The sequence below is a fragment of the Pantoea leporis genome (assembly GCF_028048155.1).
In the GTDB taxonomy this organism is placed as follows: Bacteria; Pseudomonadota; Gammaproteobacteria; order Enterobacterales; family Enterobacteriaceae; genus Pantoea; species Pantoea leporis.
This window is the reverse complement of sequence record NZ_JALMEU010000013.1, coordinates 94,182-118,192: the sequence shown is the minus strand read 5'-3', so window position 1 is coordinate 118,192 and position 24,011 is coordinate 94,182. Positions and strand designations below refer to the sequence as shown.

At 56.7% G+C, this 24,011-nt stretch carries 22 protein-coding genes; 14 read left to right on the top strand and 8 right to left on the bottom strand.

Annotated elements, in window-relative coordinates; genetic code table 11:
* Nucleotides 1–61 precede the first annotated feature (61 nt).
* Nucleotides 62–277 (bottom strand): 50S ribosomal protein L31, encoded by a 216-nt coding sequence (rpmE, locus tag MWH02_RS22470; RefSeq protein WP_007885402.1) that lies wholly within the window; start codon nucleotides 275–277, stop codon nucleotides 62–64.
* A 210-nt stretch (nucleotides 278–487) separates the two neighbouring features.
* Here rpmE and priA point away from each other — a divergent pair, with 210 nt between their 5' ends.
* From priA to rraA, 6 genes are all read left to right on the top strand, one after another.
* Nucleotides 488–2,686 carry a primosomal protein N' gene (priA, locus tag MWH02_RS22465; RefSeq protein ID WP_110868178.1) on the top strand — a complete coding sequence of 733 codons (2,199 nt, stop codon included), beginning with the start codon at nucleotides 488–490 and terminating at the stop codon, nucleotides 2,684–2,686.
* 166 nt (nucleotides 2,687–2,852) lie between these two features.
* The gene (gene cytR, locus MWH02_RS22460; protein ID WP_061720292.1) at nucleotides 2,853–3,890 is read left to right on the top strand and encodes a DNA-binding transcriptional regulator CytR; all 1,038 of its coding nucleotides are present in this window, start codon (nucleotides 2,853–2,855) and stop codon (nucleotides 3,888–3,890) included.
* 151 nt (nucleotides 3,891–4,041) lie between these two features.
* Nucleotides 4,042–4,953: a cell division protein FtsN gene (gene ftsN, locus MWH02_RS22455; RefSeq protein ID WP_271461492.1), complete on the top strand. Its 912-nt coding sequence runs from the start codon at nucleotides 4,042–4,044 to the stop codon at nucleotides 4,951–4,953.
* 89 nt (nucleotides 4,954–5,042) lie between these two features.
* Nucleotides 5,043–5,579: an ATP-dependent protease subunit HslV gene (gene hslV, locus MWH02_RS22450; protein ID WP_101760642.1), complete on the top strand. Its 537-nt coding sequence runs from the start codon at nucleotides 5,043–5,045 to the stop codon at nucleotides 5,577–5,579.
* 5 nt (nucleotides 5,580–5,584) lie between these two features.
* On the top strand, nucleotides 5,585–6,922 hold the full coding sequence (gene hslU, locus MWH02_RS22445; protein ID WP_007885388.1) for an ATP-dependent protease ATPase subunit HslU: 1,338 nt from the start codon (nucleotides 5,585–5,587) through the stop codon (nucleotides 6,920–6,922).
* Between the two features lie 153 nt (nucleotides 6,923–7,075).
* Entirely contained in the window at nucleotides 7,076–7,561 is a 486-nt protein-coding gene (gene rraA, locus MWH02_RS22440; RefSeq protein ID WP_061720294.1) for a ribonuclease E activity regulator RraA, read from the top strand.
* Nucleotides 7,562–7,611: 50 nt separating this feature from the next.
* On the opposite strand, the gene zapB is transcribed toward rraA, so the two are convergent.
* Complete coding sequence (gene zapB / locus MWH02_RS22435) at nucleotides 7,612–7,851, bottom strand: cell division protein ZapB (protein ID WP_007885384.1); 240 nt, start codon at nucleotides 7,849–7,851, stop codon at nucleotides 7,612–7,614.
* Nucleotides 7,852–8,271: 420 nt separating this feature from the next.
* Between zapB and MWH02_RS22430 the strand changes: the two genes are divergently transcribed.
* The 3 genes from MWH02_RS22430 to glpX all read left to right on the top strand — a co-directional run bounded on the left by MWH02_RS22430 (nucleotide 8,272) and on the right by glpX (nucleotide 11,766).
* On the top strand, nucleotides 8,272–9,120 hold the full coding sequence (locus MWH02_RS22430) for an MIP/aquaporin family protein (protein ID WP_061720295.1): 849 nt from the start codon (nucleotides 8,272–8,274) through the stop codon (nucleotides 9,118–9,120).
* Between the two features lie 30 nt (nucleotides 9,121–9,150).
* The gene (gene glpK / locus MWH02_RS22425; RefSeq protein ID WP_110868179.1) at nucleotides 9,151–10,659 is read left to right on the top strand and encodes a glycerol kinase GlpK; all 1,509 of its coding nucleotides are present in this window, start codon (nucleotides 9,151–9,153) and stop codon (nucleotides 10,657–10,659) included.
* A gap of 96 nt (nucleotides 10,660–10,755) precedes the next feature.
* Nucleotides 10,756–11,766 (top strand): class II fructose-bisphosphatase, encoded by a 1,011-nt coding sequence (gene glpX / locus MWH02_RS22420; protein ID WP_101760644.1) that lies wholly within the window; start codon nucleotides 10,756–10,758, stop codon nucleotides 11,764–11,766.
* On the opposite strand, the gene emrD is transcribed toward glpX, so the two are convergent.
* Nucleotides 11,756–12,952: a multidrug efflux MFS transporter EmrD gene (gene emrD, locus MWH02_RS22415; protein ID WP_271461491.1), complete on the bottom strand. Its 1,197-nt coding sequence runs from the start codon at nucleotides 12,950–12,952 to the stop codon at nucleotides 11,756–11,758. The genes glpX and emrD overlap by 11 nt on opposite strands.
* A 289-nt stretch (nucleotides 12,953–13,241) precedes the next feature.
* Here emrD and fpr point away from each other — a divergent pair, with 289 nt between their 5' ends.
* The 3 genes from fpr to tpiA all read left to right on the top strand — a co-directional run bounded on the left by fpr (nucleotide 13,242) and on the right by tpiA (nucleotide 15,573).
* Nucleotides 13,242–13,988 (top strand): ferredoxin--NADP(+) reductase, encoded by a 747-nt coding sequence (fpr, locus tag MWH02_RS22410; RefSeq protein ID WP_101760646.1) that lies wholly within the window; start codon nucleotides 13,242–13,244, stop codon nucleotides 13,986–13,988.
* A 106-nt stretch (nucleotides 13,989–14,094) separates the two neighbouring features.
* A complete protein-coding gene (locus tag MWH02_RS22405; RefSeq protein WP_101760647.1) occupies nucleotides 14,095–14,685 on the top strand; it encodes a YiiQ family protein in 591 nt (196 codons plus the stop codon).
* A gap of 120 nt (nucleotides 14,686–14,805) precedes the next feature.
* Nucleotides 14,806–15,573 carry a triose-phosphate isomerase gene (gene tpiA, locus MWH02_RS22400; RefSeq protein WP_008109693.1) on the top strand — a complete coding sequence of 256 codons (768 nt, stop codon included), beginning with the start codon at nucleotides 14,806–14,808 and terminating at the stop codon, nucleotides 15,571–15,573.
* Nucleotides 15,574–15,656: 83 nt separating this feature from the next.
* On the opposite strand, the gene MWH02_RS22395 is transcribed toward tpiA, so the two are convergent.
* The 5 genes from MWH02_RS22395 to MWH02_RS22375 all read right to left on the bottom strand — a co-directional run bounded on the left by MWH02_RS22395 (nucleotide 15,657) and on the right by MWH02_RS22375 (nucleotide 21,116).
* Nucleotides 15,657–16,415: a CDP-diacylglycerol diphosphatase gene (locus tag MWH02_RS22395; protein WP_271461490.1), complete on the bottom strand. Its 759-nt coding sequence runs from the start codon at nucleotides 16,413–16,415 to the stop codon at nucleotides 15,657–15,659.
* Between the two features lie 63 nt (nucleotides 16,416–16,478).
* On the bottom strand, nucleotides 16,479–17,777 hold the full coding sequence (gene hisD / locus MWH02_RS22390; RefSeq protein WP_101760649.1) for a histidinol dehydrogenase: 1,299 nt from the start codon (nucleotides 17,775–17,777) through the stop codon (nucleotides 16,479–16,481).
* Entirely contained in the window at nucleotides 17,774–18,928 is a 1,155-nt protein-coding gene (locus MWH02_RS22385) for a nuclear transport factor 2 family protein (protein WP_061720303.1), read from the bottom strand. The genes hisD and MWH02_RS22385 overlap by 4 nt, the downstream gene beginning before the upstream one ends.
* A gap of 152 nt (nucleotides 18,929–19,080) precedes the next feature.
* On the bottom strand, nucleotides 19,081–20,049 hold the full coding sequence (locus MWH02_RS22380; RefSeq protein WP_110868187.1) for a nuclear transport factor 2 family protein: 969 nt from the start codon (nucleotides 20,047–20,049) through the stop codon (nucleotides 19,081–19,083).
* Nucleotides 20,049–21,116, bottom strand: a complete 1,068-nt coding sequence (locus MWH02_RS22375; protein WP_101760652.1) for a LacI family DNA-binding transcriptional regulator — start codon at nucleotides 21,114–21,116, stop codon at nucleotides 20,049–20,051. The genes MWH02_RS22380 and MWH02_RS22375 overlap by 1 nt, the downstream gene beginning before the upstream one ends.
* A gap of 298 nt (nucleotides 21,117–21,414) precedes the next feature.
* Between MWH02_RS22375 and MWH02_RS22370 the strand changes: the two genes are divergently transcribed.
* Together MWH02_RS22370 and MWH02_RS22365 are read left to right on the top strand one after the other, a co-directional pair.
* Nucleotides 21,415–22,650, top strand: a complete 1,236-nt coding sequence (locus tag MWH02_RS22370) for an MFS transporter (RefSeq protein WP_271461489.1) — start codon at nucleotides 21,415–21,417, stop codon at nucleotides 22,648–22,650.
* Nucleotides 22,647–23,948, top strand: coding sequence for an amidase (locus MWH02_RS22365; protein WP_217550435.1), 1,302 nt, complete (start codon nucleotides 22,647–22,649; stop codon nucleotides 23,946–23,948). The genes MWH02_RS22370 and MWH02_RS22365 overlap by 4 nt, the downstream gene beginning before the upstream one ends.
* Nucleotides 23,949–24,011 lie beyond the last annotated feature (63 nt).

The following is a 24,011-nucleotide window of genomic DNA, read 5'->3' as shown; positions in this document are numbered from 1 at the left end:
ACCCAGCCGAGGCTGGGTTTTTTCTTGCTGCCGAATCGCGAAGATTCGACGGCCAAAAATCTTATTTCTTGCTTGCTGGAACGCTGAAACGCTTGTTGAAGCGATCTACACGGCCACCGGTGTCAGCAATACGCTGCTTACCAGTGTAGAACGGGTGGCATTTGCCGCACACGTCCAGGTTCAGACCAGAAGCCATGGTTGAACGGGTGTTGATCACGTTACCGCAAGAGCAAGTCATGGTTACTGCTTCGTACTTAGGGTGAATACCTTGTTTCATGGGAGAACCTCATAAAAGGCCGTGTCGCTCTCCGTGCCAGGCTCAGCCTGCACAGCACCACACGCGGTTGAACATTAAGTGTATGCTCCGACAAGTGATCTCATCGAAGGCGGCATAGTATACAGAAATTAACCGGTTTTAGCAAATAGCCGCTTCCTAATTAGCCGTGTACACTACTTCTCCTTAATTCAGAACCGGATAGAGACTCAGATGCCCGTTGTTCAGGTTGCCCTGCCCGTTCCGCTACCTCGCCTGTTTGATTACTTGCTGCCTGCCGATGCGCCGCAGCCGGTGGCGGGCGCACGCGTGAATGTGCCGTTCGGCAATCGCAAAATGATCGGCATTGTGATCGGCACGCGTGAGACCAGCGATCTGCCGCTGACGCAGCTCAAGCAGATAGAGAGCGTGCTCGACGATCAAAGTCTGTTCTCGCCCGCGCTGTGGCGCATTTTGCATTGGGCCGCCAACTATTATCATTCGCCGCTCGGCGAAGTGCTGAGCCATGCGCTGCCGGTGCTGCTGCGTCAGGGCAAACCCGCGCAGGAAGCGCCGCTGTGGCAATGGGTGATTAATGATGCTGGCCGTGAAGTGGCGATGGAGAGCCTGAAGCGCGCGCCGAAACAGCAGCAAGCGCTGGCGATGCTGCGTCAGCGACCGCTCTATCGTCATCAGGTCAGCGAACACGATTTTACCGATGCCGCGCTGCAAGCGTTGCGCGCAAAGGGCTTGTGCGAACTGCGTGAACACACGCCGCAGATGCACGACTGGCGTACCAGCTTTGCCGTCAAAGGGGATCGCCTGCGCCTGAATACCGATCAGGCGATGGCGGTGGGCGCGATGCGCAGTGAAGACGATCACTATGCGCCGTGGCTGCTGGCCGGCATTACCGGCTCGGGTAAAACCGAAGTGTATCTCAGCGTGCTGGAGAACGTGCTGGCACGCGGCAAACAGGCTTTGGTGCTGGTGCCGGAAATCGGCCTGACGCCGCAAACCATCGCCCGCTTCCGTGAGCGCTTTGATGCGCCGATTGATGTGCTGCACTCGGCACTGAATGACAGCGAACGCCTCGCCGTCTGGCTGCGTGCGCGCAGCGGCGAAACGGCGATTGTTATCGGTACACGCTCGGCGCTGTTCACGCCGCTGGCGCGCCCCGGCGTCATCATCATTGATGAAGAGCACGACAGCTCGTACAAACAACAGGAAGGCTGGCGCTATCAGGCGCGCGATCTGGCGGTGTTCCGTGCGCATGAGGAAGATATTCCAATTGTGATGGGTTCCGCCACGCCCGCGCTGGAAACCTTGCACAACGTGCGCGTCGGCAAATATCGCCAGCTCAATCTCACCAAACGCGCGGGCAATGCTAAACCGGCGTTACAGCAGCTGATCGATCTTAAAGGCCAGCAGCTGAAAGGCGGATTGGCGCCAGCACTGCTCGGCAAAATGCGTCAGCACCTGCAGGCCGACAATCAGGTTCTGCTGTTCCTCAACCGCCGTGGCTTCTCTCCGGCGCTGATGTGTCACGATTGCGGCTGGCTGGCCGAGTGCCAGCGCTGCGATAGCTACTACACGCTGCACCAGAACCATCGCCAGCTGCGCTGCCACCATTGTGACAGCCAGCGCCCGCTGCCAAATCAGTGCCCAAGCTGTGGTTCAACGCATTTGATGCCGGTCGGCGTCGGCACCGAACAGCTGGAACAGCAGCTGGGCACGCTGTTCCCCGGCGTGCCGGTATCGCGCATCGATCGCGACACCACCAGCCGTAAAGGCGCGCTGGAGCAGCATCTGGCCGATGTGCATCGCGGCGGCGCGCGCATTCTGGTGGGCACGCAGATGCTGGCGAAAGGCCATCATTTCCCGGATGTCACGTTGGTGTCGCTACTGGATGTTGATGGCGCGCTGTTCTCGGCCGATTTCCGCGCCGCCGAGCGTTTCGCTCAGCTCTATACGCAGGTCGCGGGTCGCGCCGGTCGTGCGGGTAAACAGGGCGAAGTGTTGCTGCAGACCCATCATCCGGAACATCCATTGCTGCAAACATTGCTGCATCGCGGCTATTTCGCCTTTGCCGATCAAACGCTGCTGGAGCGTCAGTCCGTTCAGCTGCCGCCGTGGACCAGCCATGCGCTGTTCCGCGCTGAGGATATGGATAACCAACAGGCGGCGGAATTTCTCACACAGCTGCGCAATTTGCTGGAAGCCAGCCCGCTTAAAGATGAGGCGATGTGGCTGATGGGGCCGGTTCCGGCGTTGGCACCGAAGCGCAGTGGACGCTGGCGCTGGCAGCTGCTGTTGCAGCATCCGTCGCGCAAACGTCTGCAACAGCTGTTGAGCGGATCGCTGCCGCTGATCGCCACCTTGCCGGCGTCACGCAAAGTGAAATGGACGCTGGATATCGATCCCACCGAAAGCTAAGCCACGCCACAACTGCGAGCCAGATCGAAAAAAGTCGCACAAGTCACAATTTTTATGCAAATTAAGTAACAACCCGACGCGACCTTGGGTTAACAATAGTGCCGACCCGGTTGAAGCCCGGTAATGTCTGAAAATCAATGCGCTGTACCGCGTCAGGAGTTATACGTTGGACCAGAAGCAACCCTCCACCGCCGCCACCATGAAAGATGTGGCCGAGAAAGCAGGCGTTTCAACCGCTACGGTTTCACGTGCGTTGATGAATCCAGAAAAAGTCTCTGCTGCTACCCGGCTTAAGGTCGAAAAAGCCGTGATTGCCGTGGGTTATGCGCCGCACGGTCTGGCGCGCAATGCCAAACGCGGTGAAACGCAAACCATTCTGGTGATTGTGCCGGACATCTGCGATCCCTTCTTCAGTGAGATCATTCGCGGCGTGGAAGTCACCGCTGCGCATGAAGGTTATCTGGTACTGATTGGCGATTGCGCGCATCAGAATAAACAGGAAAAAACCTTTCTGAATTTAATGCTGACGCGACAGATCGACGGCATGGTGCTGTTGGGTTCACAGCTGCCGTTTGAGGCGGGCATTGAAGATCAGCGCAACCTGCCGCCGATGGTGATGGGCAACGAATTTGCGCCGGAGATGGCATTACCCACGGTCCATATCGATAACCTCACCGCCGCCTTTGAAGCGGTGAATCACCTGCTGCAGCTTGGTCATCGCCAAATTGCCTGTATCACCGGGCCAGAACACATTCCGCTGAGCCAGTATCGTTTGCAGGGCTACATTCAGGCGCTGCGTCGCAGCAGCATCGCCATCGACCCAACGATGATTGTGCATGGCGATTTCACCTTTGAAGCCGGCGCGAATGCGCTTAAGCAGTTGATGAGTTTGCCGCAGCCGCCGAAAGCGATTTTCTGCCATAGCGATTTGATGGCGCTGGGCGCGATGAACCAGGCGCGTAAACTCGGCATGCGCATTCCGCAGGATCTGTCGGTGGTGGGCTTTGATGATATCGAACTGGCGCAATACTACGATCCGCCGCTGACCACCGTGGCCCAGCCGCGTTTTGCCATCGGCCGAGAAGCGATGCTGCTGTTACTTGATGAGCTGCAGGGTAAACGCGTGAATAACGGTTCGCGCCTGCTGGATGCGGAGCTGCGCGTGCGCGGCAGTACGGCACCGGCGGCAAAACGGGAAAAATAGTGCGTAGACGCCTGCATTTTCAGCGGATTCTGAAGGCAGACTGTGCTGGTCAAAGTTCCAGCCCTTGCGTAACATGGCGCATTCATTGCCGGGCAATTAACAGCACATTTACATGCCCATTGGCATTTTTTTGAAGGGTAGCAGAACGAAAGTGGCACAGAAAGATTATGTAGGCCGCGGGCGTTCAACAGGGACGCGTCGCAAAAAACCCGCCAGCCGCAGCAAGAAAAGCAAAGGCGGATCAGGCACTTCAAAGCTCATGATGGTACTGGCCGCGGCCGTGCTGGTCACCTTTGCCGGTGGTTTATGGTTTATCTCGCATCATAAGAAAGAAGAGATTGAGGTCATTCCAAACCACAAAGCCAACGGTAACGGCCTGCCGCCGAAGCCGGAAGAGCGCTGGAAGTACATCAAAGAGCTGGAAAATCGCCAAATTACCGTTCCGTCGCCGACTGAGCCTTCGGCTGGTGGCGTGCAATCACAAACTCAGCTGACCGATGAACAGCGCCAGCTGCTGGAGCAGATGCAGGCCGATATGCGCCAGCAGCCGACGCAGTTGAACGAAGTGCCGTGGAACGAACAAACCCCGGCGCAGCGCCAGCAAACGCTGCAGCGTCAGCAGGTGCAGCAACAGCAACAGCAGGTTCAGCAACAACAGCAGCAGTTGCAACGTCAGCAGCAACAGTTACAGCAGCAGCAGCGCCAGCAACAGTTGCAGCAACAACAGGCCGCGCGTCAGCAACAGCAACAGCAAGCTGCGCCGATCACGCGTGAGCCAACGCAGCAAACCAAGCCGCAGGAAACGGCCAAGGCGAAAGCGGAAGAGAAAGCCGCTTCACAACGCTGGATGGTGCAGTGTGGTTCATTCAAAGGTACCGATCAGGCGGAATCCGTGCGCGCCGGTCTGGCATTTGAAGGATTTGAGAGCCGCATTACCACCGGCGGTGGCTGGAACCGCGTGGTGATCGGGCCGTTCAAAGATCGCAGCAGCGCCGACAGCACAGTCAAACGCTTACACAGTTCCGGCCACGGAAGTTGTATTCCCCTCGCTCTCGGGGGTTGAAACCCCTTTTTCCTACCCCATATCTGGTTGCATGATACTCCGCGCCGAGTGCGCGGAGTTCCTTTTCTACTGCAACAAGGGGTCTGCCCGTGACAACAATAGTAAGTGTACGACGCAACGGCCAGGTAGTGATTGGCGGTGATGGCCAGGCTACGCTCGGCAATACCGTAATGAAAGGCAACGTTAAAAAAGTCCGTCGTCTTTACAACGATAAAGTGATCGCCGGCTTTGCTGGCGGTACCGCAGATGCCTTCACCCTGTTTGAACTGTTTGAGCGCAAGCTGGAAATGCACCAGGGCCATCTGGTGAAAGCGGCGGTCGAACTGGCTAAAGATTGGCGTACCGATCGCATGCTGCGCCGCCTTGAAGCGCTGCTGGCGGTGGCCGACGAAAACGCCTCATTAATCATCAGCGGCAACGGCGACGTTATCCAGCCGGAAAATGACCTGATCGCAATTGGTTCTGGTGGGCCTTACGCCCAGGCAGCGGCACGCGCGCTGCTGGAAAACACCGACATTGGTGCACACGATATCGTGGAGAAAGCGCTGAACATCGCTGGCGATATCTGTATCTACACCAACCACAATATTAACTTCGAAGCATTACCGTCTAAGGCTAAGGACTAAACATCATGTCTGAGATGACTCCACGCGAGATTGTCAGCGAGCTTAATCGCTTTATCATCGGCCAGGACGGCGCAAAGAAGGCGGTCGCGATCGCCCTGCGTAATCGCTGGCGCCGCATGCAGCTCGACGAAGAGCTGCGCCATGAAGTGACGCCAAAAAACATTCTGATGATTGGTCCAACCGGTGTCGGTAAAACCGAAATCGCCCGTCGCTTAGCCAAACTGGCTAACGCACCGTTCATCAAAGTGGAAGCCACCAAATTCACCGAAGTCGGTTACGTCGGTAAAGAGGTTGATTCCATCATTCGCGATCTGACCGATTCTGCCATCAAGATGGTGCGCAGCCAGGCAATCGAGAAGAACAAGTACCGCGCGGAAGAGATGGCGGAAGAGCGCATCCTGGATGTGCTGATCCCACCCGCGAAAAATAACTGGGGCCAGGCTGAACAAGCGGCTGAGCCATCGGCAGCGCGTCAATCCTTCCGCAAGAAACTGCGCGAAGGCCAGCTGGATGACAAAGAGATTGAGATCGATCTGGCCGCTTCATCGGCTGGCGTTGAGATCATGGCGCCTCCCGGCATGGAAGAGATGACCAGCCAGCTGCAATCGATGTTCCAGAACCTCGGTGGGCAGAAGCAGAAACCGCGTAAGCTGAAAATCAAAGAAGCCATGAAGCTGCTGATTGAAGAAGAAGCGGCCAAGCTGGTGAACCCGGAAGAGCTGAAGCAGGATGCCATCGATGCGGTTGAGCAGCACGGTATCGTGTTCATCGACGAAATCGACAAAATCTGTAAGCGCGGCGGCCAGAATGCGGGCGGTCCAGACGTGTCACGCGAAGGCGTACAGCGCGACCTGCTGCCGCTGGTTGAAGGTTGCACCGTTTCCACCAAGCACGGCATGGTGAAAACCGACCACATTCTGTTTATCGCTTCCGGCGCGTTCCAGGTCGCCAGCCCGTCAGATCTGATCCCAGAACTGCAAGGCCGTCTGCCGATTCGCGTTGAACTGCAGGCGCTGACCGTCAATGACTTCGAGCGCATTCTGACCGAGCCAAACGCCTCGGTTACCGTGCAGTACAAAGCGCTGATGGGCACCGAAGGGGTCAACATCGACTTCACCGATGACGCAGTGCGGCGTATCGCCGAAGCCGCATGGCAGGTGAACGAGACCACCGAGAACATCGGTGCGCGTCGTCTGCATACCGTGCTGGAGCGTCTGATGGAAGATATCTCCTATGACGCCAGCGATCGTAACGGTGAGTCGATCACTATCGATGCCGAGTACGTTGGTAAGCATCTGGATGAGCTGGTGGCCGACGAAGATCTCAGCCGCTTCATTCTGTAAGCTTCACCCGCGAAATCTCTGCCCGGCCACTGTGCCGGGCTTTTTTTACGCAGGATATTGATGCAACGCTTTTTTTGGCGGTTGATGATTTTGCCAACAATCGCCAGATAGCGATATACTTAGCGCTCCTGTGGCAAACAGACGAAAACCCTCATGAAATACGATACATCTGAACTCTGTGACATCTACCACGAAGCTGTGAATGTTGTTGAACCGCTTTTTTCGAACTTTGGTGGGCGCAGCTCATTCGGTGGTCAAATCACCACAGTGAAATGTTTCGAAGATAACGGCTTACTCTACGATTTGCTGGAAGAGAACGGTCGGGGTCGCGTATTGCTGGTGGATGGCGGCGGTTCGGTCCGTCGCGCATTGGTCGATGCTCAGCTGGCGAGTCTGGCGGCGCAAAATGAGTGGGAAGGCATTGTGGTTTACGGCTCGGTGCGTCAGGTTGACGATCTCGAAGAGCTGGAAATCGGCATTCAGGCGATTGCGGCGATTCCGGTGGGAGCAGCGGGTGAAGGCATTGGCGAAAGTGACGTGCGCGTTAACTTCGGCGGCGTGACTTTCTTCTCTGGCGACCATCTGTATGCCGACAATACCGGCATCATCCTGTCTGAAGACGCGCTCGACATCGAGTAAGCCGCAACAAAAACGGGTGCCGCGGCACCCGTTGGTTTAAGCATTGACGCTTAAACTTCTTCCATTTTTCCCAGCAGTGCCCGCAGACGATCCTGCCAGACATGCTGCTCTTCTTTCAGATGCTGATTTTCACGCACCAGTGCATCCTGGTTGCCTGAAGCCTGGCTGACTTCGTTTTTCAGCGTGTTGTTTTGCTCTTTCAGCTCTTCAATTTCCATCTGCAGCAGAGTGATGGTATCAATCGCCTGCTGTACTTTCGCTTCCAGTTTCTCGAACACTTCAAATGACATCTTTCTGACCTCTCCTAAATCTTGCAAGGCGTTGATGGGGCTAGTGCATGCCTTATTACAGTGCGCTCAGCCACGATGACTCGATTGTATGTAGCCAAACCCAGCAAGTCCAGCGGCACAAGGCCTGCGAGGGCAGTCTGTAACACTTTTCAGTCTATGCCTAAAAAAATGCGCATCTTCGCGCATCTGTGTGCGCGATCACGTCAGCATCGACCAGTAAAGCGCGGTGAATGGGCCTTAAAGAAACGCAAAAGACGCGAAAACGCGCATTTTTATGACGCAGTACACAGTTTTCAATTTCGCTATTTCTCGTTTATGCTCGTTAACGATAAATTCACATCAACCCTACATTGATAGCTGGGCGACTCATGGATGAGAACAAAAACTGATAAAATTTAACCTCGCTTCAGGAATGCCATTATGAGTCAGACAACTAACACACTAAAAGGTCAGTGCATCGCTGAATTTCTCGGTACAGGTTTGATTATCTTCTTTGGTGCAGGCTGCGTTGCTGCACTGAAACTGGCCGGTGCGTCATTCGGTCAGTGGGAAATTTGTATTATCTGGGGTTTAGCCGTCTCCATGGCAGTCTATCTGAGCGCAGGCGTTTCCGGCGCGCATCTTAACCCAGCCGTTACCGTCGCGCTGTGCCTGTTTGCTAATTTTGAAGGTCGCAAAGTTGTTCCCTATATTCTGGCGCAGGTTGCCGGCGCGTTCTGCGCTGCCGCGTTGGTTTACGGTCTCTACTACAATCTGTTCTTTGATTACGAAGCGGGCCATCAAATGGTGCGCGGCAGTGTTGAAAGCCTCGATCTGGCCGGTATCTTCTCGACTTACCCGAACCCGCACATCAGCGTAGCTCAGGCTTTCCTGGTTGAGATGGTGATTACAGCGGTGTTGATGGCAGTGATTATGGCGTTGACCGATGACGGCAACGGTGTGCCGCGTGGTCCGCTGGCTCCGCTGTTGATTGGTCTGCTGGTGGCGGTCATCGGTGGCTCAATGGGTCCACTGACCGGCTTCGCACTCAACCCGGCGCGTGACTTTGGTCCAAAACTGTTCGCCTTCTTCGCTGGTTGGGGCAACGTCGCCTTCACCGGTGGTAAAGATATTCCTTACTTCCTGGTTCCGATTTTTGGCCCGCTGGTCGGTGCTTGCCTCGGAGCCTTTGGTTACCGTTCGCTGATTGGCCGCCATCTGCCAGTTAACGTCGCGGAAGCCAGCACAGCAGAAAAACCGGTTGCGCGCGCTCAGCAGCGTAAAGCGTAAGTTTCATCGATACCACATCAGGACAGCACAATGACTACTGATAAAAAATATATAGTTGCACTCGATCAGGGCACAACCAGCTCACGCGCCGTGGTGCTTGATCATGATGCCAACATCGTTGCGGTTTCTCAGCGCGAATTTACCCAGATCTACCCGAAAGCGGGTTGGGTTGAACATGACCCAATGGATATCTGGGCGTCACAAAGCTCGACGCTGGTGGAAGTGCTGGCGCACGCCGATATTAACTCCGATCAAATCGCGGCGATTGGTATCACCAACCAGCGTGAAACCGCCATCGTGTGGGATAAAGAGACCGGCAAACCGGTTTACAACGCTATCGTCTGGCAGGATCCGCGCACCGCAGATTACTGTAACAAACTGAAGAAAGAGGGTCTGGAAGAGTACATCCAGCACACCACCGGTTTGGTGATTAACCCGTACTTCTCCGGCACCAAAGTGAAGTGGATTCTTGACCACGTTGAAGGCGCACGTGAGCGTGCAAAACGCGGCGAACTGCTGTTCGGTACCGTTGATACCTGGCTGATTTGGAAAATGACGCAGGGACGTGTGCACGTCACCGATCACACCAACGCCTCACGTACCATGATGTACAACATCCACAAGCTGGAGTGGGATGAGCGCATGCTGGAGATCCTCGATATCCCGCGTGAAATGCTGCCAGAAGTGAAAGGATCTTCCGAAGTGTACGGCCAGACCAACATTGGTGGTAAAGGCGGTACGCGTATTCCTATCGCCGGAATCGCCGGTGACCAGCAAGCGGCGCTGTATGGCCAGCTGTGCGTACAACCAGGTATGGCGAAAAACACTTACGGCACCGGCTGCTTTATGTTGATGAACACCGGCACCGAAGCCGTGACGTCTACGCACGGCCTGCTGACCACCATCGCTTGCGGCCCACGCGGCGAAGTGAACTATGCGCTGGAAGGTGCGGTGTTTATCGGTGGTGCGTCGATTCAGTGGCTGCGCGATGAGATGAAGCTGATCAGTGATTCAACCGACTCTGAATACTTCGCGTTGAAAGTGAAAGACACTAACGGCGTATATATGGTGCCGGCCTTCACCGGTTTGGGCGCGCCTTATTGGGACCCGTATGCACGCGGCGCGATTTTCGGTCTGACGCGCGGTGCGAACGCTAACCACATCATCCGTGCCACGCTGGAGTCGATTGCGTACCAGACGCGCGATGTACTGGAAGCGATGCAGAACGATGCTGGCACCCGCCTGCAGTCACTGCGCGTGGATGGTGGTGCGGTCGCCAACAACTTCCTGATGCAGTTCCAGTCTGACATTCTCGGCACGCGCGTTGAGCGTCCGGAAGTGCGTGAAGTCACGGCGCTGGGTGCGGCGTATCTGGCTGGCCTGGCCGTTGGCTTCTGGGGCGACCTGGAAGAAGTTCGCGCTAAAGCGGTGATTGAGCGTGAGTTCCGCCCAAGCATCGAAACCACCGAACGTAACGTCCGTTATGCGGGCTGGAAGAAAGCCGTCGCTCGCGCTAAAGCGTGGGAAGACGAAGAGTAACATCCTGCTAACCCGCGGCGCCCTGCCGCGGGTTTTTCCCCTGCCACGCTTCTCCGCTGTGTTAAACTGCCTGCCTGTTTTTTGTCAGGTGCCACCATGAAACGAGAACTCGCGATTGAATTTTCCCGCGTGACTGAAGCCGCCGCTCTGGCGGGCTATCACTGGTTAGGACGCGGCGATAAAAATGCGGCCGACGGCGCAGCCGTTCACGCCATGCGGATTATGCTCAACACTATTGATATCGATGGCCAGATTGTGATTGGCGAAGGCGAAATCGACGAAGCGCCGATGCTGTATATCGGTGAGAAAGTCGGTACCGGCCGTGGCGACGCGGTGGATATCGCGGTCGATCCGATTGAAGGCACACGCATGACGGCGATGGGCCAGGCCAATGCGCTGGCGGTGCTGGCGGTTGGTGATAAGGGCAGCTTCCTGCACGCACCTGATATGTACATGGAAAAGCTGATTGTTGGACCGGGCGCACGTGGCGCCATCGACCTCAATCTGCCGCTTGATATCAACCTGAAAAACATCGCGCTGGCATTGGGCAAACCGCTCAGCCAGTTAACGGTATCGATTCTGGCCAAGCCCCGCCACGATGCGGTGATTGCCCAGCTGCAACAGCTCGGCGTGCGCGTGTTCACCTTCCCGGATGGCGATGTTGCGGCCTCGATTCTTACCTGTATGCCGGATAGCGAAGTGGATGTGATGTACGGCATCGGCGGCGCGCCGGAAGGTGTGGTGTCGGCGGCCGTGATCCGTGCGATGGACGGCGACATGCAGGCACGCCTGCTGGCGCGTCACCAGGTGAAAGGGGATAGCGAAGAGAATCGTCGTCTGGGCGAGAATGAACTGCAACGCTGCGCCGAGATGGGCATTGAAGCGGGTCAGGTACTGAAACTGGATCAGATGGCGCGCAACGATAACGTTATCTTCGCGGCCACCGGCATCACCACCGGCGATTTGCTAAAAGGCATCACGCGTAACGGCAACATCGCCACCAGCGAAACCCTGCTGGTGCGCGGTAAATCGCGCACCATTCGCCGCATCCAGTCAATCCACTATCTGGATCGCAAAGACGCGGCGCTGCATCAATTTATCCTGTAATCGCCTGCTTACCGCTCTCCGGATGACGTGAGAGCGGCCACCAGCACAGCAGCATCACCAGCGACGTCACAAACATCAGCATGCCAAGGCTGGATTGATCGTGCTGCGGTAACAGCGCAGAAAGCCACGCCACCACGCCGGAACCGAGGTTCTGCAAGCCTCCGATTAACGCACCCGCGCTGCCCGCCAGCCACGCATACGGCTCCATCGCGCCCGAAGTTGCCAGCGGAAACAGCATGCCCGCGCCAAAGAAGAACAGCGCAGCCGGCACCAGCAACGTCCAGATGTTCATCACGCCAAACCAGGCCGGAACCCACATCAGCAAGCCCGCTAACAGGCAGCTGTTCACGCCGTACCACATCAGCGTGTGCCAGGATTTCTGCTCACGTCCTGCAAACCAGGCACCAAAGAACGCCGCCGGAATCGGCAGGATAAACAGGATGCTGACGGTCAATCCATCCAGCCCCAACACGCCGCCCATCAGCACGCCACAGCTGGCTTCAAACACCGCGATGCCCGCCAGCGCGCCAATCAGTAGCAGCAGATAACGCACAAAGTTGCCGTCGCTCAGCAAAGTGGCATAACGGCGCAGGAACGGCGTGGCGGGCGTATCCGCTGGACGCGTTTCCGGCAGCCAGCGCGCCATCGACGCGGTGACGCCGACGCACAGCAGCAGCAGGAAGGCAAAACAGGCGTGCCAGCCAAACAGATGCGTCAGCAGCGCGCCAATCACCGGCGCCAGCAGCGGGCTGACCAGAATGCCCATATTAAGCAAGCTGTTCGCCTGACGCAGTGCGATGCCGGCGTAGAGATCGCGCGGCATGGTGCGCGCCATCACGCCCGCCACGCCGGTACCTAAACCTTGCACCGCGCTGCCCAGCACCAAAATATCCAACGAGGGCGCGAACATGGCGATCAACGCGCCGACGGCAAAGATCGTCATGCCAATCAGGATCACCGGACGGCGGCCAAAACTGTCCGACAGCGGGCCGTAGATCAACTGCGATCCGCCGTAGGTCATCAGGTAGGCGGCCATCACCTGCTGGATCGCCCCGCTGCGCACATTAAGCGTTTCGGCGATGTGGGCCATGGCTGGCACATAGATGGTTTGCGCCATCTGCCCAACCGCCACCAGCACGATCAGCATGAATAACAGAAAGCGATTTTGCGTTTTACTTATCAACATGGAACAAAATGTCTGCCTGAGAAACAAAGAATAAGCAGCACAAAAAAGGCCGCCTCGGATTTATGGCGGCAAAAATATCAGGATTCAGTGACAAATCGAGAGGCGCGGGCAAAGCTGTATGTCTCAAGCCGTCAAGCTGTTTGTCCAGATTGTAAACCGCCCGCTACAGTTGCTGATCTGTGCGCTGCGTTTGTCGCTGAGAGCCCTTTACTGGATGCAGGGCTGGAAATTTATCGGATGGATAACGATGATAATCATGTGCCTGAATATTCAACCCTAAGGAGTGAGCATGGCTGAGTGGATCAATGCTGAAGTGAAAGAGGTAAAAAACTGGACCGACGCACTGTTCAGCCTGCGCGTTGCAGCGCCGATTGATACCTTTACCGCGGGTCAGTTTGCCAAGCTGGCTCTGGAGATTGACGGTGAGCGCGTGCAGCGCGCCTATTCGTACGTCAACGCGCCGCAGGATCCGCTGCTGGAGTTTTATCTGGTCACGGTACCGGAAGGCAAACTGAGCCCGCGTTTGCAGGCGCTGCAGCCCGGCGAGCAGGTGATGATCACTAAAGAGGCGGCGGGTTTCTTTGTGCTCGACGAAATTCCAGATTGCCAAACGCTGTGGATGCTGGCGACCGGTACGGCGATCGGCCCCTATTTATCGATCCTGCAACAGGGCGAAGATCTGGATCGTTTCGACAATATTGTGCTGGTACACGCCGCGCGCTTCGCCAATGATCTGAGCTTCCTGCCCTTGATGCAGGCGTTGCAGCAGCGCTATCAGGGCAAGTTACACATCCAAACGGTGGTGAGCCGCGAAGAGATCGCCGGTTCGCTGCACGGCCGCGTACCGCAGTTGATTGAAAGCGGAGAACTGGAGCGTGCGGTTGGCTTGCCGCTGACGGCAGAAACCAGCCATGTGATGCTGTGCGGCAATCCACAGATGGTGCGCGATACCCAGCAGTTGCTGAAAGATACGCGTGAGATGCGCAAACATTTCAAACGCAAACCCGGCCACATGACCAGCGAGCATTACTGGTAATTGGCGCGGAGCGAATAATCTGAGATTTTTCCCAGTGTGGGTTTTGACTTTGCCCGGTAAAAACCGTTCTAATCGTGGGCTAAGTGAATGATTTAGGGCCGAAGCAATGAACAACCTGCCAGTCGCGCTGCTGCTTGGCCTCGCACTGACATTTCCCGCCTGGGCGGACGATGCACCCGCGTTGGATCGTAGCGATCATCTGCCTGCAGCGCCCTATCTGCTCGCGGGTGCGCCGACGTTCGATATGACCGTTGCTCAGTTCCGTGAGAAGTACAACGCTGCTAATCCCAATGCATTGCTGCAGGAGTATCGCGCGATTGATAGTCGCGGCGATAAAAGCAATCTGACGCGTGCCGCCAGCAAAATCAGCGAAACGCTGTATGCCTCAACCGCGCTGGAGCAAGGCACCGGCAAAATCAAAACCCTGCAAATCACCTGGCTGCCGGTTCCCGGTCCCGATATGAAAGCCGCGCAGGCTCGCGCCATGGATTACATGACCGCCCTGCTGCGCTTCTTCATTCCCGGCTTGTCGCCCGAAGAGGGGCGTAAAAAACTCGATTCCCTGCTGAGCGCCGGTAAAGGTGCGCGCTATTTTGCCCGCACCGAAGGTGCATTGCGTTTCGTGGTGGCTGACAACGGCGACAAGGGTTTGACCTTCGCCGTTGAGCCGATAAAACTGGCGCTCGCGACGCCCTGATCGCACCGGCAAAAATGACGAAAAGCAAAGCCAGCAACACATTTGATCTCTATACTGTCTCGCAGACATCGCTGCCCGATGGCAGCGCTATTTCATGAATCGCGTTATGCGGAGGAAAGAATGCGACATCCACTGGTTATGGGTAACTGGAAACTGAACGGTAGCAAGCAGATCACCAAAGAGCTGATTGAAGGCCTGCGCAAAGAGTTGTCTGGTGTTGATGGTTGTGGCGTCGCGATTGCACCGCCAGCCATCTATCTGGACCTGGCGAAACACGCCATTTCCGGTAGCCACATTGCTCTGGGTGCTCAGAACGTTGACGTTAATCTGTCTGGCGCATTCACTGGCGAAACTTCCGCAGACATGTTGAAAGACGTTGGCGCGAAATACATCATCATCGGCCACTCTGAGCGCCGCACCTACCACAAAGAGAGCGACGAGTTCATCGCGAAGAAATTTGCCGTAGTGAAAGAAGCGGGTCTGGTGCCGGTTCTGTGCATCGGTGAAACTGACGCAGAAAACGAAGCGGGCAAAACGGAAGAAGTGTGCGCACGTCAGATCGACGCTGTGCTGGAAACGCAGGGCGCCGCGGCGTTCGAAGGCGCAGTCATCGCTTATGAGCCGGTTTGGGCTATCGGTACCGGAAAATCAGCTACGCCAGCGCAGGCTCAGGCGGTGCATAAATTCATTCGTGACCACATCGCGAAGAAAGATGCGGCTATCGCTCAGCAAGTGATCATTCAGTACGGCGGTTCGGTCAACGACAAAAACGCCGCTGAGCTGTTCACCCAGCCAGATATCGATGGCGCGCTGGTTGGCGGTGCTTCACTGAAAGCGGATGCTTTTGCGGTAATCGTGAAAGCGGCAGCAGCAGCGAAAAACGCGTAACTTAGCGTTTAGATGCAGATTAAGGCGGCTGATTAGCCGCCTTTTTTATTGGCCGCTATTAATTGCGTCCCTACGAAAAAGGGTTATTGCGGCAATATGCTGCAGTTATGATCCTGCAGCTCTTCCGCCGAACCGCTGTTCAGTTTCAGCCAGTTACGTTCCAGCGCCAGCAGCGCTAAACGGCCATCCGGCAGCTGTGCCAGCGCCAGGCCATATTTCCCCATCTCGCTGCGCGCATGCGGCACTTCATCCGCCAGACGGATAAACGCACTCTGCTGCGCCAGCTCTTGCTTAGAAAGCGCTCGCACCAGATAACCATGCTTGCGCAGCGTTTCACTCTGCCACTGCGCATTCAGTCTCGGTGCCAGCGCATCCAGCTGCTGGCGCACATCCGGACGCAGACAGGAAATATGAATATGCAGCTGATTCTGCGTACGCCCGTATTGCGCATTGATGGCCAGCGACAGCGCGCTATCGGGAATCGGCGCGCCGTGCCTTTGCGCCAGTAATCCGCGCTGTTGCCAGGCTTCGGCAAACAGATTTGGTGTAGCAGGTTCAAGAATGATGGGACTTTCCATGCCGGTGATTTTTTCGATCGGCATCAGCAGATACTGCAACGGCCCGTTGAGATCTTTCAGCGTGACGTAACCCTGCGCGCTATTCACCTGCTGGCACGGCGCTGGGTTGCCCGTCGCCGCCATATTCGGCACGCACTTTTCGCTGATGATCTGCCATAAGGCGTTGGCGTTTTTATGGAAATGGATGGCGCCGGCGATCAGTCCGACAATCAACAGCACCAATAAAGCGGTAAGTAACTTCAGGGTACGACGACTGCCCTGCATAGCCCGATTCCTCTGTTCATCACCTGCCAGCATCCTCGCCTGGCAGGTGATGAAAGTCACGGACTAATCCTCCGCGCCACGCAGGATGGCGTCAAGTTTTTCTGGCTGCAAACGAATCTGCGCTGCACGACGATGCGCCTGCATCCCTTCGGTACGGCTCTGGCGCACCGCAGGAGCAGCGATGGCGGCGATGCCCTGATCGTCAATCCATTGATGCGTGCAGGTTTTCAGATACGCACCGACCCACAATCCGCCGGTGTAACGTGCCGCCGCCATGGTGGGCAGCGTGTGGTTGGTGCCGCAGCATTTATCAGAAAACACCACGCTGGCGTTTTGCCCGATAAACAGCGATCCGTAATTGCGGATGCGCGCCGCCAGCGCATGGGGATCGCGCGCATGGATTTGCAGATGCTCAGTGGCGATCTCATCGGTGTACGCCACCATCGCATCCTCGTCGGCACAGAGAACAATTTCGCCCTGACGCTGCCACGCCTCACCAGCCGTTTTCGCCGTCGGCAAGGATGCCAGCTGCGCCTCAATTTCCCGCAATGTTGCATGCGCCACGCGCTCGCTGGTGGTGGCCAGCCCAACACGCGTGCGCACGTCATGCTCCGCCTGCGCCAGCAGATCCGCTGCCAGCACGCGCGGATCAGCACTGTCATCGGCGACGATAAAGATTTCGCTCGGCCCCGCCAACGCATCAATACCCACTTTGCCAAATACCTGACGCTTCGCCTCATTGACGAAAGCGTTGCCCGGCCCGACGATCTTGTCCACCGCCGGCAGCGATGCGGTGCCGTATGCCATCGCGGCAATGGCCTGCGCACCACCAACTTTGAAAATGCGGTGCGCTCCGGCCAAGTGGCAAATTGCAATCATTGCCGGATGAGCGCCCGGCGGCAGACAGGCGATGATGTTATCGCAGCCCGCCACCACCGCTGGCACGATAGACATCACCGGCGCGGAGAGGATCGGATAGCGTCCGCCCGGCACATAGCAGCCCACGGTTTCAATCGGGATGATGCGATGCCCCAGATGAACGCCCGGCAACGTCTCAATCTCCAGCGGCTGCAAGGTGGCGCGCTGCGCTTCGGCGAAGCGGCGCACCTGGGCAATAGCAAACTCACTGTCCTGGCGGGTTTGATCGGCGAGTTGCGCCAGCGCCTGCTCGATCTCTGCTGCCGAAACTTCCAGCTGCTCCGGCGCGACACCATCAAATTTCTGCGAATAATCACGCAGTGCCGCGTCTCCGCGCTGACGCACGTTGCTAATAATGTCGCTCACGGTGGCGATCAGGCTGGCATCCGCCTGCGCATCTTCGCCAGCGGCTTGCTTGATAAACTGCACGCGTTGTTTGCTCATGCTTCCGTCTCCGCCAGTTGTCCCAATTTGATCTGCGCCAGCATCGCCAAGTGATCGTAAACCACCCATTCATCAACAATTTTGCCGTTCACCACGTGATAGTGGCTCATACCCATCACCAGCAGACGCTGTCCCGTCGGTTTACCCAACTCGCCGTAGCCAAGATGATGCCCTTCCATTACCCAGCGCACCGCCACTTTGGTGCCGCCCTCTTCACATGGATTGGAGCAGATATGCTGCGGCATCCATGCACCGTCCGGGATCATGCCGATCAGCGCCAGCGTCTGATGGATCACCGATGCCTGACCATACAGCTCTTTCATCAGTGGGCCGTGCCACTGCACATTGCTGGCGTAAACCTCTTTCACTTTGCCCAGCATGCGTTTGTTGTAAATCTCGTGCAGCCAGCCCAGCACCTGTGCTTCGGTATCACTGTGCGCCAGCGTGTAATCTGGATCGCTTTCCGGCGGATACTGGCCGAGCAGACGACGGTTTTCGCCAATCTCCGTCAGTCGGAAACCCTTATCAAACTGCTCTTTCGCCATGTTGTAGGCGATCTGGTCGGTATCCAGCCCCAATTGACGCATCAGCGACATGTTGTCGCTCACCACCCATTCGCGGTAAATCTTGTTTTCCAGAATCATGCAATCCGCCACGGTACGCGTGGTAAAGGTGCGATTAGTGGGTTTACCGTACTGGCTTGGCTGCGTGTGGCGGCCGCTACCGGTAACCAGATGCGAGGTGTAAAAACCGTCAACGTCGTTGCCGTTCCAGATCACCTGCGTTGCCATGCCGCGACGTTCCGGGAAGGCGACCAAACGTTGCAAGGTATCGAGCACCACTTGTTCACGGGTATAAATGGTGCCCAATGCGTTATATAACACGCAGTTATGGGTGTAATGGCTGTAGATCAGCCCGACATCGCGCTCATCCCAGATCTTGTGGGTACAACGCACAATGTAATCAACGATATCGGTATAGCAGGGATCGAAACCGCGCATTGGCTGCACCCGCGCACGGTTTTCTGGAACCAGATCGACAAAATCCCGTCGCTCAACCTGCAAAACCGGTTCGGCCTGGGTGCGTGCTGAGGTTTTTTCTGCGCTCTTTTCACTGGCGGTGGCTTTATTAGCCGTATCCGTTGTAGACATAAACACTCCTGCTTTTGACGAATTAAGGGTGAGCGCGGTCCTCGCAATCAAGCGCTGCCGATTCACCCGGCTGAATTCAGGGTGCAGAACGCCGTCGGTAATTAAGGGATTAATTACCGTGACGTGATGCGTTATTTAAAAGTGCTGATTAATCAGCTGAGTAGCTGTAACCAGATTGAGAGTTCATCGATACCTAAATATTCCCGCATGATGACGCCATCACGTAATTCCAAATGAGAAATACCGGAAATACACACTGGCTTGCGCGACGGCGGACCAAACTTTCCGTAGCCGTCATGCCAGCTCAACAGTGACCAGCGCAGGCTGATGCGCACCGGTTCGTTGGCATCGCGGCGCACCACCAAATGATGCAGCTGCGTTTCGCTGTCAGCGAATGAGGCGCGATAGCCGGAAAGGAAGCTGCCAATCTCCTGCTCGCCGGTAAAGCTGCTGTGGCCCGGTCCGTGCAAGGTGGCGGCAGGATGATAAACACCTGGCACCACGCCGCTGTTGCCGCCGGCCCACATGCTGAGATAGCGCTCAATCAAACCCGCGATGGTTCCTTCGGCATCATCGCCATCCGGGCCGCCAGCCCAACGCGCTTCCAGCTCTTCGGGCGCGGGCATCTCCAGCCCTTGCTGCTGGCGCATCTGCGTTAGATGCTGGGCAAACTCCGCCACGTTGGTACCAATCTGCGCAAGAATGCCCGCGCGATCCTGCAGCAGCCACTCTTGCTCCACCAGCCCATCACGACAAATACGATCGGCGAAAGTACGTACCCAAACCGTTTTGCCACTCGGCGCGCCAAAGAAGCCTTCGCCCAGATGCTGAATACGTGCCTGCGTGCGCTGCGAGGCGTACCAACAGGTATCGCCTTCACGCGCGGTGAGAATATCTTCGGTCAGCACCTGACGCTGCGGGAAGCAATGTAACGCTTCCAGCGTCAAACGCATGAAATCGCTGAGTTCGGTCAGGCGCTTTTCCGGCGTGTGAAATACCACCGGCGTGGCGTAGAAATCAGCCAGCTGCCCGATATCCTTCTGCTCCCATACCACGTGGGTTAACGTCAGAATAAACTGCTGAATAGAATCAAACTGGGGACTGAAACCCGGCAATCGCATTACTCAACCTCCTCTGAACGAAATAGCAGCTGGCCGTTCTCTTCTACCACGCCGTGACGCGGACGCCGCGCGGAGTGGCGTACTACCAACGTGCCGGGAATAACAATTTGCTCGGGTGCCATCACCGCGCTGTCGATTTGCTGCATTAGCAGGCCAATGGTGCGTTGCACCATCACTTCAACCGGCTGACAGATAGACGTCAGCGCATACGAAGGCCAGCCCGCTGGACCAACATCGTCATAACCCACCACCGACACATCCTGCGGAATGCGCAGACCAAACTCGTAACGCGCCACATCCATAACCGTCAGCGCCATATGATCGTTGACGGCAAACACCGCATCGGGCGGCGTGCCGCTGCTGAACAATTGACGCGCCGCCTGTGCGGTTTGCTCGCTGTCGTTTTGACCCGCTAACACCGTGACGTCGATGTTGCGCGCGCGCAATGCCTCGCGAAAACCGTCCAGCCGTAGCTGATTTACCGAAGCGTTGTCCGCGCCGGTAATGCAGGCAAAGCGTTGATGTTCGCCTGCCAACAGAAATTCGGCGATCTGACGTGCGGCGGCACGGTTATCGGTATTCACGCTTGACGCCATTTCGCTTTCGGCGGTGCGGTTGAACAGCACCACCGGAATGCCCGCGCCGTGGCACTCTTCGGATAACGCATCGGATAACGCGCCGGATGCCAGCACAATGCCATCTACGCGGTACTGCATGATCTGATCGAAAATGCGGTCAACATTGCTATCCCGATCGCTGACGAACAGCAGCAGATGGTAGTTAAGCGCATCCAGTTCACGCCCCAACGCTTCCAGCACATGGGGATAAAACGGATTATCGAAACAGGAGATCACCACACCAACGATGCGCGAACGTGCGGTGTTCAGCGATCGCGCCAACGCGTTGGGTCGATAACCCAACTCACGGGCAGACTGCAACACCTTTTCACGCGTGGCCGGTGAAATACTGGCGCCCGGCGTGAAGGTACGCGATACCGCAGACTGTGAAACGCCGGCGTGCTGCGCAACTTGTTGTGAGGTGACTGGACCGAAGGTCTTACGTTTCATGGTGTTATCTTCCTGTTTAGCACACTGATGCACGGGTGACTGCCGGGCATTGTAGCCAATTTCATCAACCGGACTCACCTGCTTCGGTGTGTGTTTTTTACTCTTACACCTTTTTTGCATGCGTATGCAACACTCAATAACTTTTTTTTCACATTGCCAAGCACGCACTTTACAAACATAAAATCATTTCGTAACTTCGGCCGTTGAATACGTATTCAATGCATGCAACATAACCGACCCGGACTCAGGATGAAACCCGCGTTTTTAGTCACTTATCTGCGTTGATAAGAGGTTTAACATGTTTCGAGCACTGTTTAGCCGTCCCGAGCTGTTGACGTTTTTCACCATGAGCGTGCTGTTTTTTATCTGCATTCACGGCTTCGATGCCTTCATGGCGCCTTACATGGTGAGATTAGGCATTGAACCGCAAACCATCGGCATGATCATGGGCGCCTCTGGTTTGGCGTCGCTGTGTATCCGTTTTCCGCTCAGCGTCATCTCTGACGTGATGAAAAATCGCAAAGTGTTTATGCAGTTCGCCCTGCTGCTGCCGGTGATTGCCTGGCCGCTGGCATGGATGTTCCCCGCTGCGCTGACATTCTGGCTGGCCAAGCTGGCCTGCGGCATCGCTGCCGCGAGTTGGGTGCTCTACAACATCATTTTCATCCGCTATTTTCCTCGTGATGACGCGCCGGCTGCAGTGGCGCTGTTGGCATTGGCCGGGCCGATTGGCGTATTTATTAGCAATGCCATTTGCGGTGCCGTTGCCCTATGGCTGGGCAGTACGCAGGCGTTTTTTGTGCCAGCGATTGCCGGTTGCCTGGCGCTGCTTCTCAGCCTGCGCGTTCGTGAAGAGGAAGATAGCCACAAAGCGCCGCACCTCAAAGCCTGTATCGACAGCGCTAAACGCCAGCTAGCGGACCGCTCAATTTGGTTTATTGGGCTGCTGGCGACGGTGGTGATTTTGGTCCCGTTTGCCACTCGCGACACGCTCACGCCCATATACGCTCAGCAGTTAGGTGCCAAGGCGGGCACGCTGGCAGTGCTGAGTAATATCCACTTGTTGTTTTATGGTGTGGCCGTGGCATTGTGCAGTTCCGTGTTTTATCAGCGGCTGGGCTTGGTTAACACCGCGCTGGTGGGCATCGGATTACAAATCATCTCGTCAATTTTCGTCCCCTTGACCAGCAACATGTGGCTGATTTACCTGTGGCAAGCTCTGGCCGGTTTTTCCTTTGGCATGGCGTTTGCCGTGTTTATGTCCTTAAGCGTGGTTAACACTTCGGAACATGAACAAACCACCCGGATGGGGCTGTTTCAAACCATCTATTCGTGCGGCATGTTTTTCGGCCCGGTGCTGATGGGCGTGTTGTTGCAACACGTCAATGTCTACGCGGGTTATTGGGTGATTGGTGGCTTGTGTCTGATCGCTGGCGTGTTAACGCCGCTAGCGGCAAAACGGGTGCAGCAGCGTCAGTTACCGCCAGCGGCACGTAAAGCGAGCGGCATGCTGTCGCAGGATGCGGTGAAATGAGTGCCGCGCGCCTGCAACCGCAGCGCAACAGTGCGGAAGAGGTTGAACGCCGCTTAGCCGCTATCAACGCAGGCCGCGCGCTCAACGCGATTATCAGTATTAATCCCCAGGTGATGAAAGAGGCACAGCGCTGCGATCGCTTATGGCGTAGCGGCGCGCCGGTTGGCGTGCTGCACGGCATTCCGCTGGTGATAAAAGATAATATTGATTGCGTCGGCATGGCTACCACGCTCGGCTGCCGGGCGCTGGCCGAAGCACAGCCACGTGAAGATGCGCGCGTAATTGCACGCCTGAGAACTGCGGGTGCGCTGATTCTCGCCAAAGCGAATCTGTCTGAGTTCGCCTTTGACGTACGTTCGCGCAGTTCGCTCGGCGGCGATGTGCGCAATCCCCTGAATCCACAGCTGACCGCCGGTGGCTCAAGCGGCGGCAGCGCAGCGGCGGTGGTGGCCGGTATGGCGGATGCGGCACTCGGCAGTGATACTGGCGGATCGATTCGCATTCCCGCGGCATGGACCGGTCTGGTGGGACTGCGTCCGGCATTTCGCCGCCGCCAGCTGCGCGGCGTCGCACCGCTTTCGCTCAGCAAAGACACCGTTGGGCCGATGACATGGTGCGTGGATGATGCGGCGCTGCTGCATCAGGTAACGCATGGGCTGCCGGTGCGCCCGCTAGCGCAGCGAACCTTGCGGGGTGTGCGGCTGGGTATGATTAACGATCTGTCAGGCGATGATGACGCGCAACGTCAGGCATTAGCACTGGCTTTCTCTCGTCTGCGGCGGGCAGGCGCCACACTGATTCCGCTGCGGTTACCGCTATCATCGCGCGTGGCGCAGGAACCTTGTCTCAGCCTACGCGAATTCCATCCGGCGATGTCCCGCTGGCTAAGCAAAATGGACCATGCGCCTGCTTCGCTTTCGGATCTGCTGGCACGAGGCGAACATCTCGCCGAGTTCGATGAACTGCTGCAATTACACCTCACGCGCAGCGCGCTGGTGTGTGCCGCATGGCGCGAGCAACGCCGTTTTCAACGCCATTTGCGTCAGCAACTGCAACAGCAGATGCAGGATCAGCGGCTGGATGCGCTGATTTATCCCACCAGCCAGCGCACTCCGATTTCACTGGAGAAGATGCCGCCGGGCTGGGCGCCGGAGCTGGCGGCCATCAGCGGCTTACCCGCCGTAACGTTGCCGTTTGGTCAATTGACTAACGGTTTGCCGCTGGGGCTGGAACTGCTCTATCCAGCGCCTGATGAAGAAGCATTGCTGGCGCTCGCTTTGGCGATAGAGCGACTGTAAAACCAGAAAATTCATCATGTTAACCCCCGTTCTGCGGGGCTTTCTGCTGCCTGCAATTTGAAA

What these genes read in the sequence shown, in the direction of transcription:
- rraA (WP_061720294.1), top strand. Translation starts at nt 7,076, where the DNA reads ATGAAATACGATACATCTGAACTCTGTGACATCTACCACGAAGCTGTG.
- MWH02_RS22385 (WP_061720303.1), bottom strand. Translation starts at nt 18,928, where the DNA reads ATGTCTACAACGGATACGGCTAATAAAGCCACCGCCAGTGAAAAGAGC.
- glpX (WP_101760644.1), top strand. Translation starts at nt 10,756, where the DNA reads ATGAAACGAGAACTCGCGATTGAATTTTCCCGCGTGACTGAAGCCGCC.
- MWH02_RS22380 (WP_110868187.1), bottom strand. Translation starts at nt 20,049, where the DNA reads ATGCGATTGCCGGGTTTCAGTCCCCAGTTTGATTCTATTCAGCAGTTT.
- MWH02_RS22405 (WP_101760647.1), top strand. Translation starts at nt 14,095, where the DNA reads ATGAACAACCTGCCAGTCGCGCTGCTGCTTGGCCTCGCACTGACATTT.
- priA (WP_110868178.1), top strand. Translation starts at nt 488, where the DNA reads ATGCCCGTTGTTCAGGTTGCCCTGCCCGTTCCGCTACCTCGCCTGTTT.
- zapB (WP_007885384.1), bottom strand. Translation starts at nt 7,851, where the DNA reads ATGTCATTTGAAGTGTTCGAGAAACTGGAAGCGAAAGTACAGCAGGCG.
- glpK (WP_110868179.1), top strand. Translation starts at nt 9,151, where the DNA reads ATGACTACTGATAAAAAATATATAGTTGCACTCGATCAGGGCACAACC.
- MWH02_RS22395 (WP_271461490.1), bottom strand. Translation starts at nt 16,415, where the DNA reads ATGCAGGGCAGTCGTCGTACCCTGAAGTTACTTACCGCTTTATTGGTG.
- MWH02_RS22430 (WP_061720295.1), top strand. Translation starts at nt 8,272, where the DNA reads ATGAGTCAGACAACTAACACACTAAAAGGTCAGTGCATCGCTGAATTT.
- emrD (WP_271461491.1), bottom strand. Translation starts at nt 12,952, where the DNA reads ATGTTGATAAGTAAAACGCAAAATCGCTTTCTGTTATTCATGCTGATC.
- rpmE (WP_007885402.1), bottom strand. Translation starts at nt 277, where the DNA reads ATGAAACAAGGTATTCACCCTAAGTACGAAGCAGTAACCATGACTTGC.
- MWH02_RS22370 (WP_271461489.1), top strand. Translation starts at nt 21,415, where the DNA reads ATGTTTCGAGCACTGTTTAGCCGTCCCGAGCTGTTGACGTTTTTCACC.
- fpr (WP_101760646.1), top strand. Translation starts at nt 13,242, where the DNA reads ATGGCTGAGTGGATCAATGCTGAAGTGAAAGAGGTAAAAAACTGGACC.
- hslU (WP_007885388.1), top strand. Translation starts at nt 5,585, where the DNA reads ATGTCTGAGATGACTCCACGCGAGATTGTCAGCGAGCTTAATCGCTTT.
- hisD (WP_101760649.1), bottom strand. Translation starts at nt 17,777, where the DNA reads ATGAGCAAACAACGCGTGCAGTTTATCAAGCAAGCCGCTGGCGAAGAT.
- tpiA (WP_008109693.1), top strand. Translation starts at nt 14,806, where the DNA reads ATGCGACATCCACTGGTTATGGGTAACTGGAAACTGAACGGTAGCAAG.
- MWH02_RS22375 (WP_101760652.1), bottom strand. Translation starts at nt 21,116, where the DNA reads ATGAAACGTAAGACCTTCGGTCCAGTCACCTCACAACAAGTTGCGCAG.
- MWH02_RS22365 (WP_217550435.1), top strand. Translation starts at nt 22,647, where the DNA reads ATGAGTGCCGCGCGCCTGCAACCGCAGCGCAACAGTGCGGAAGAGGTT.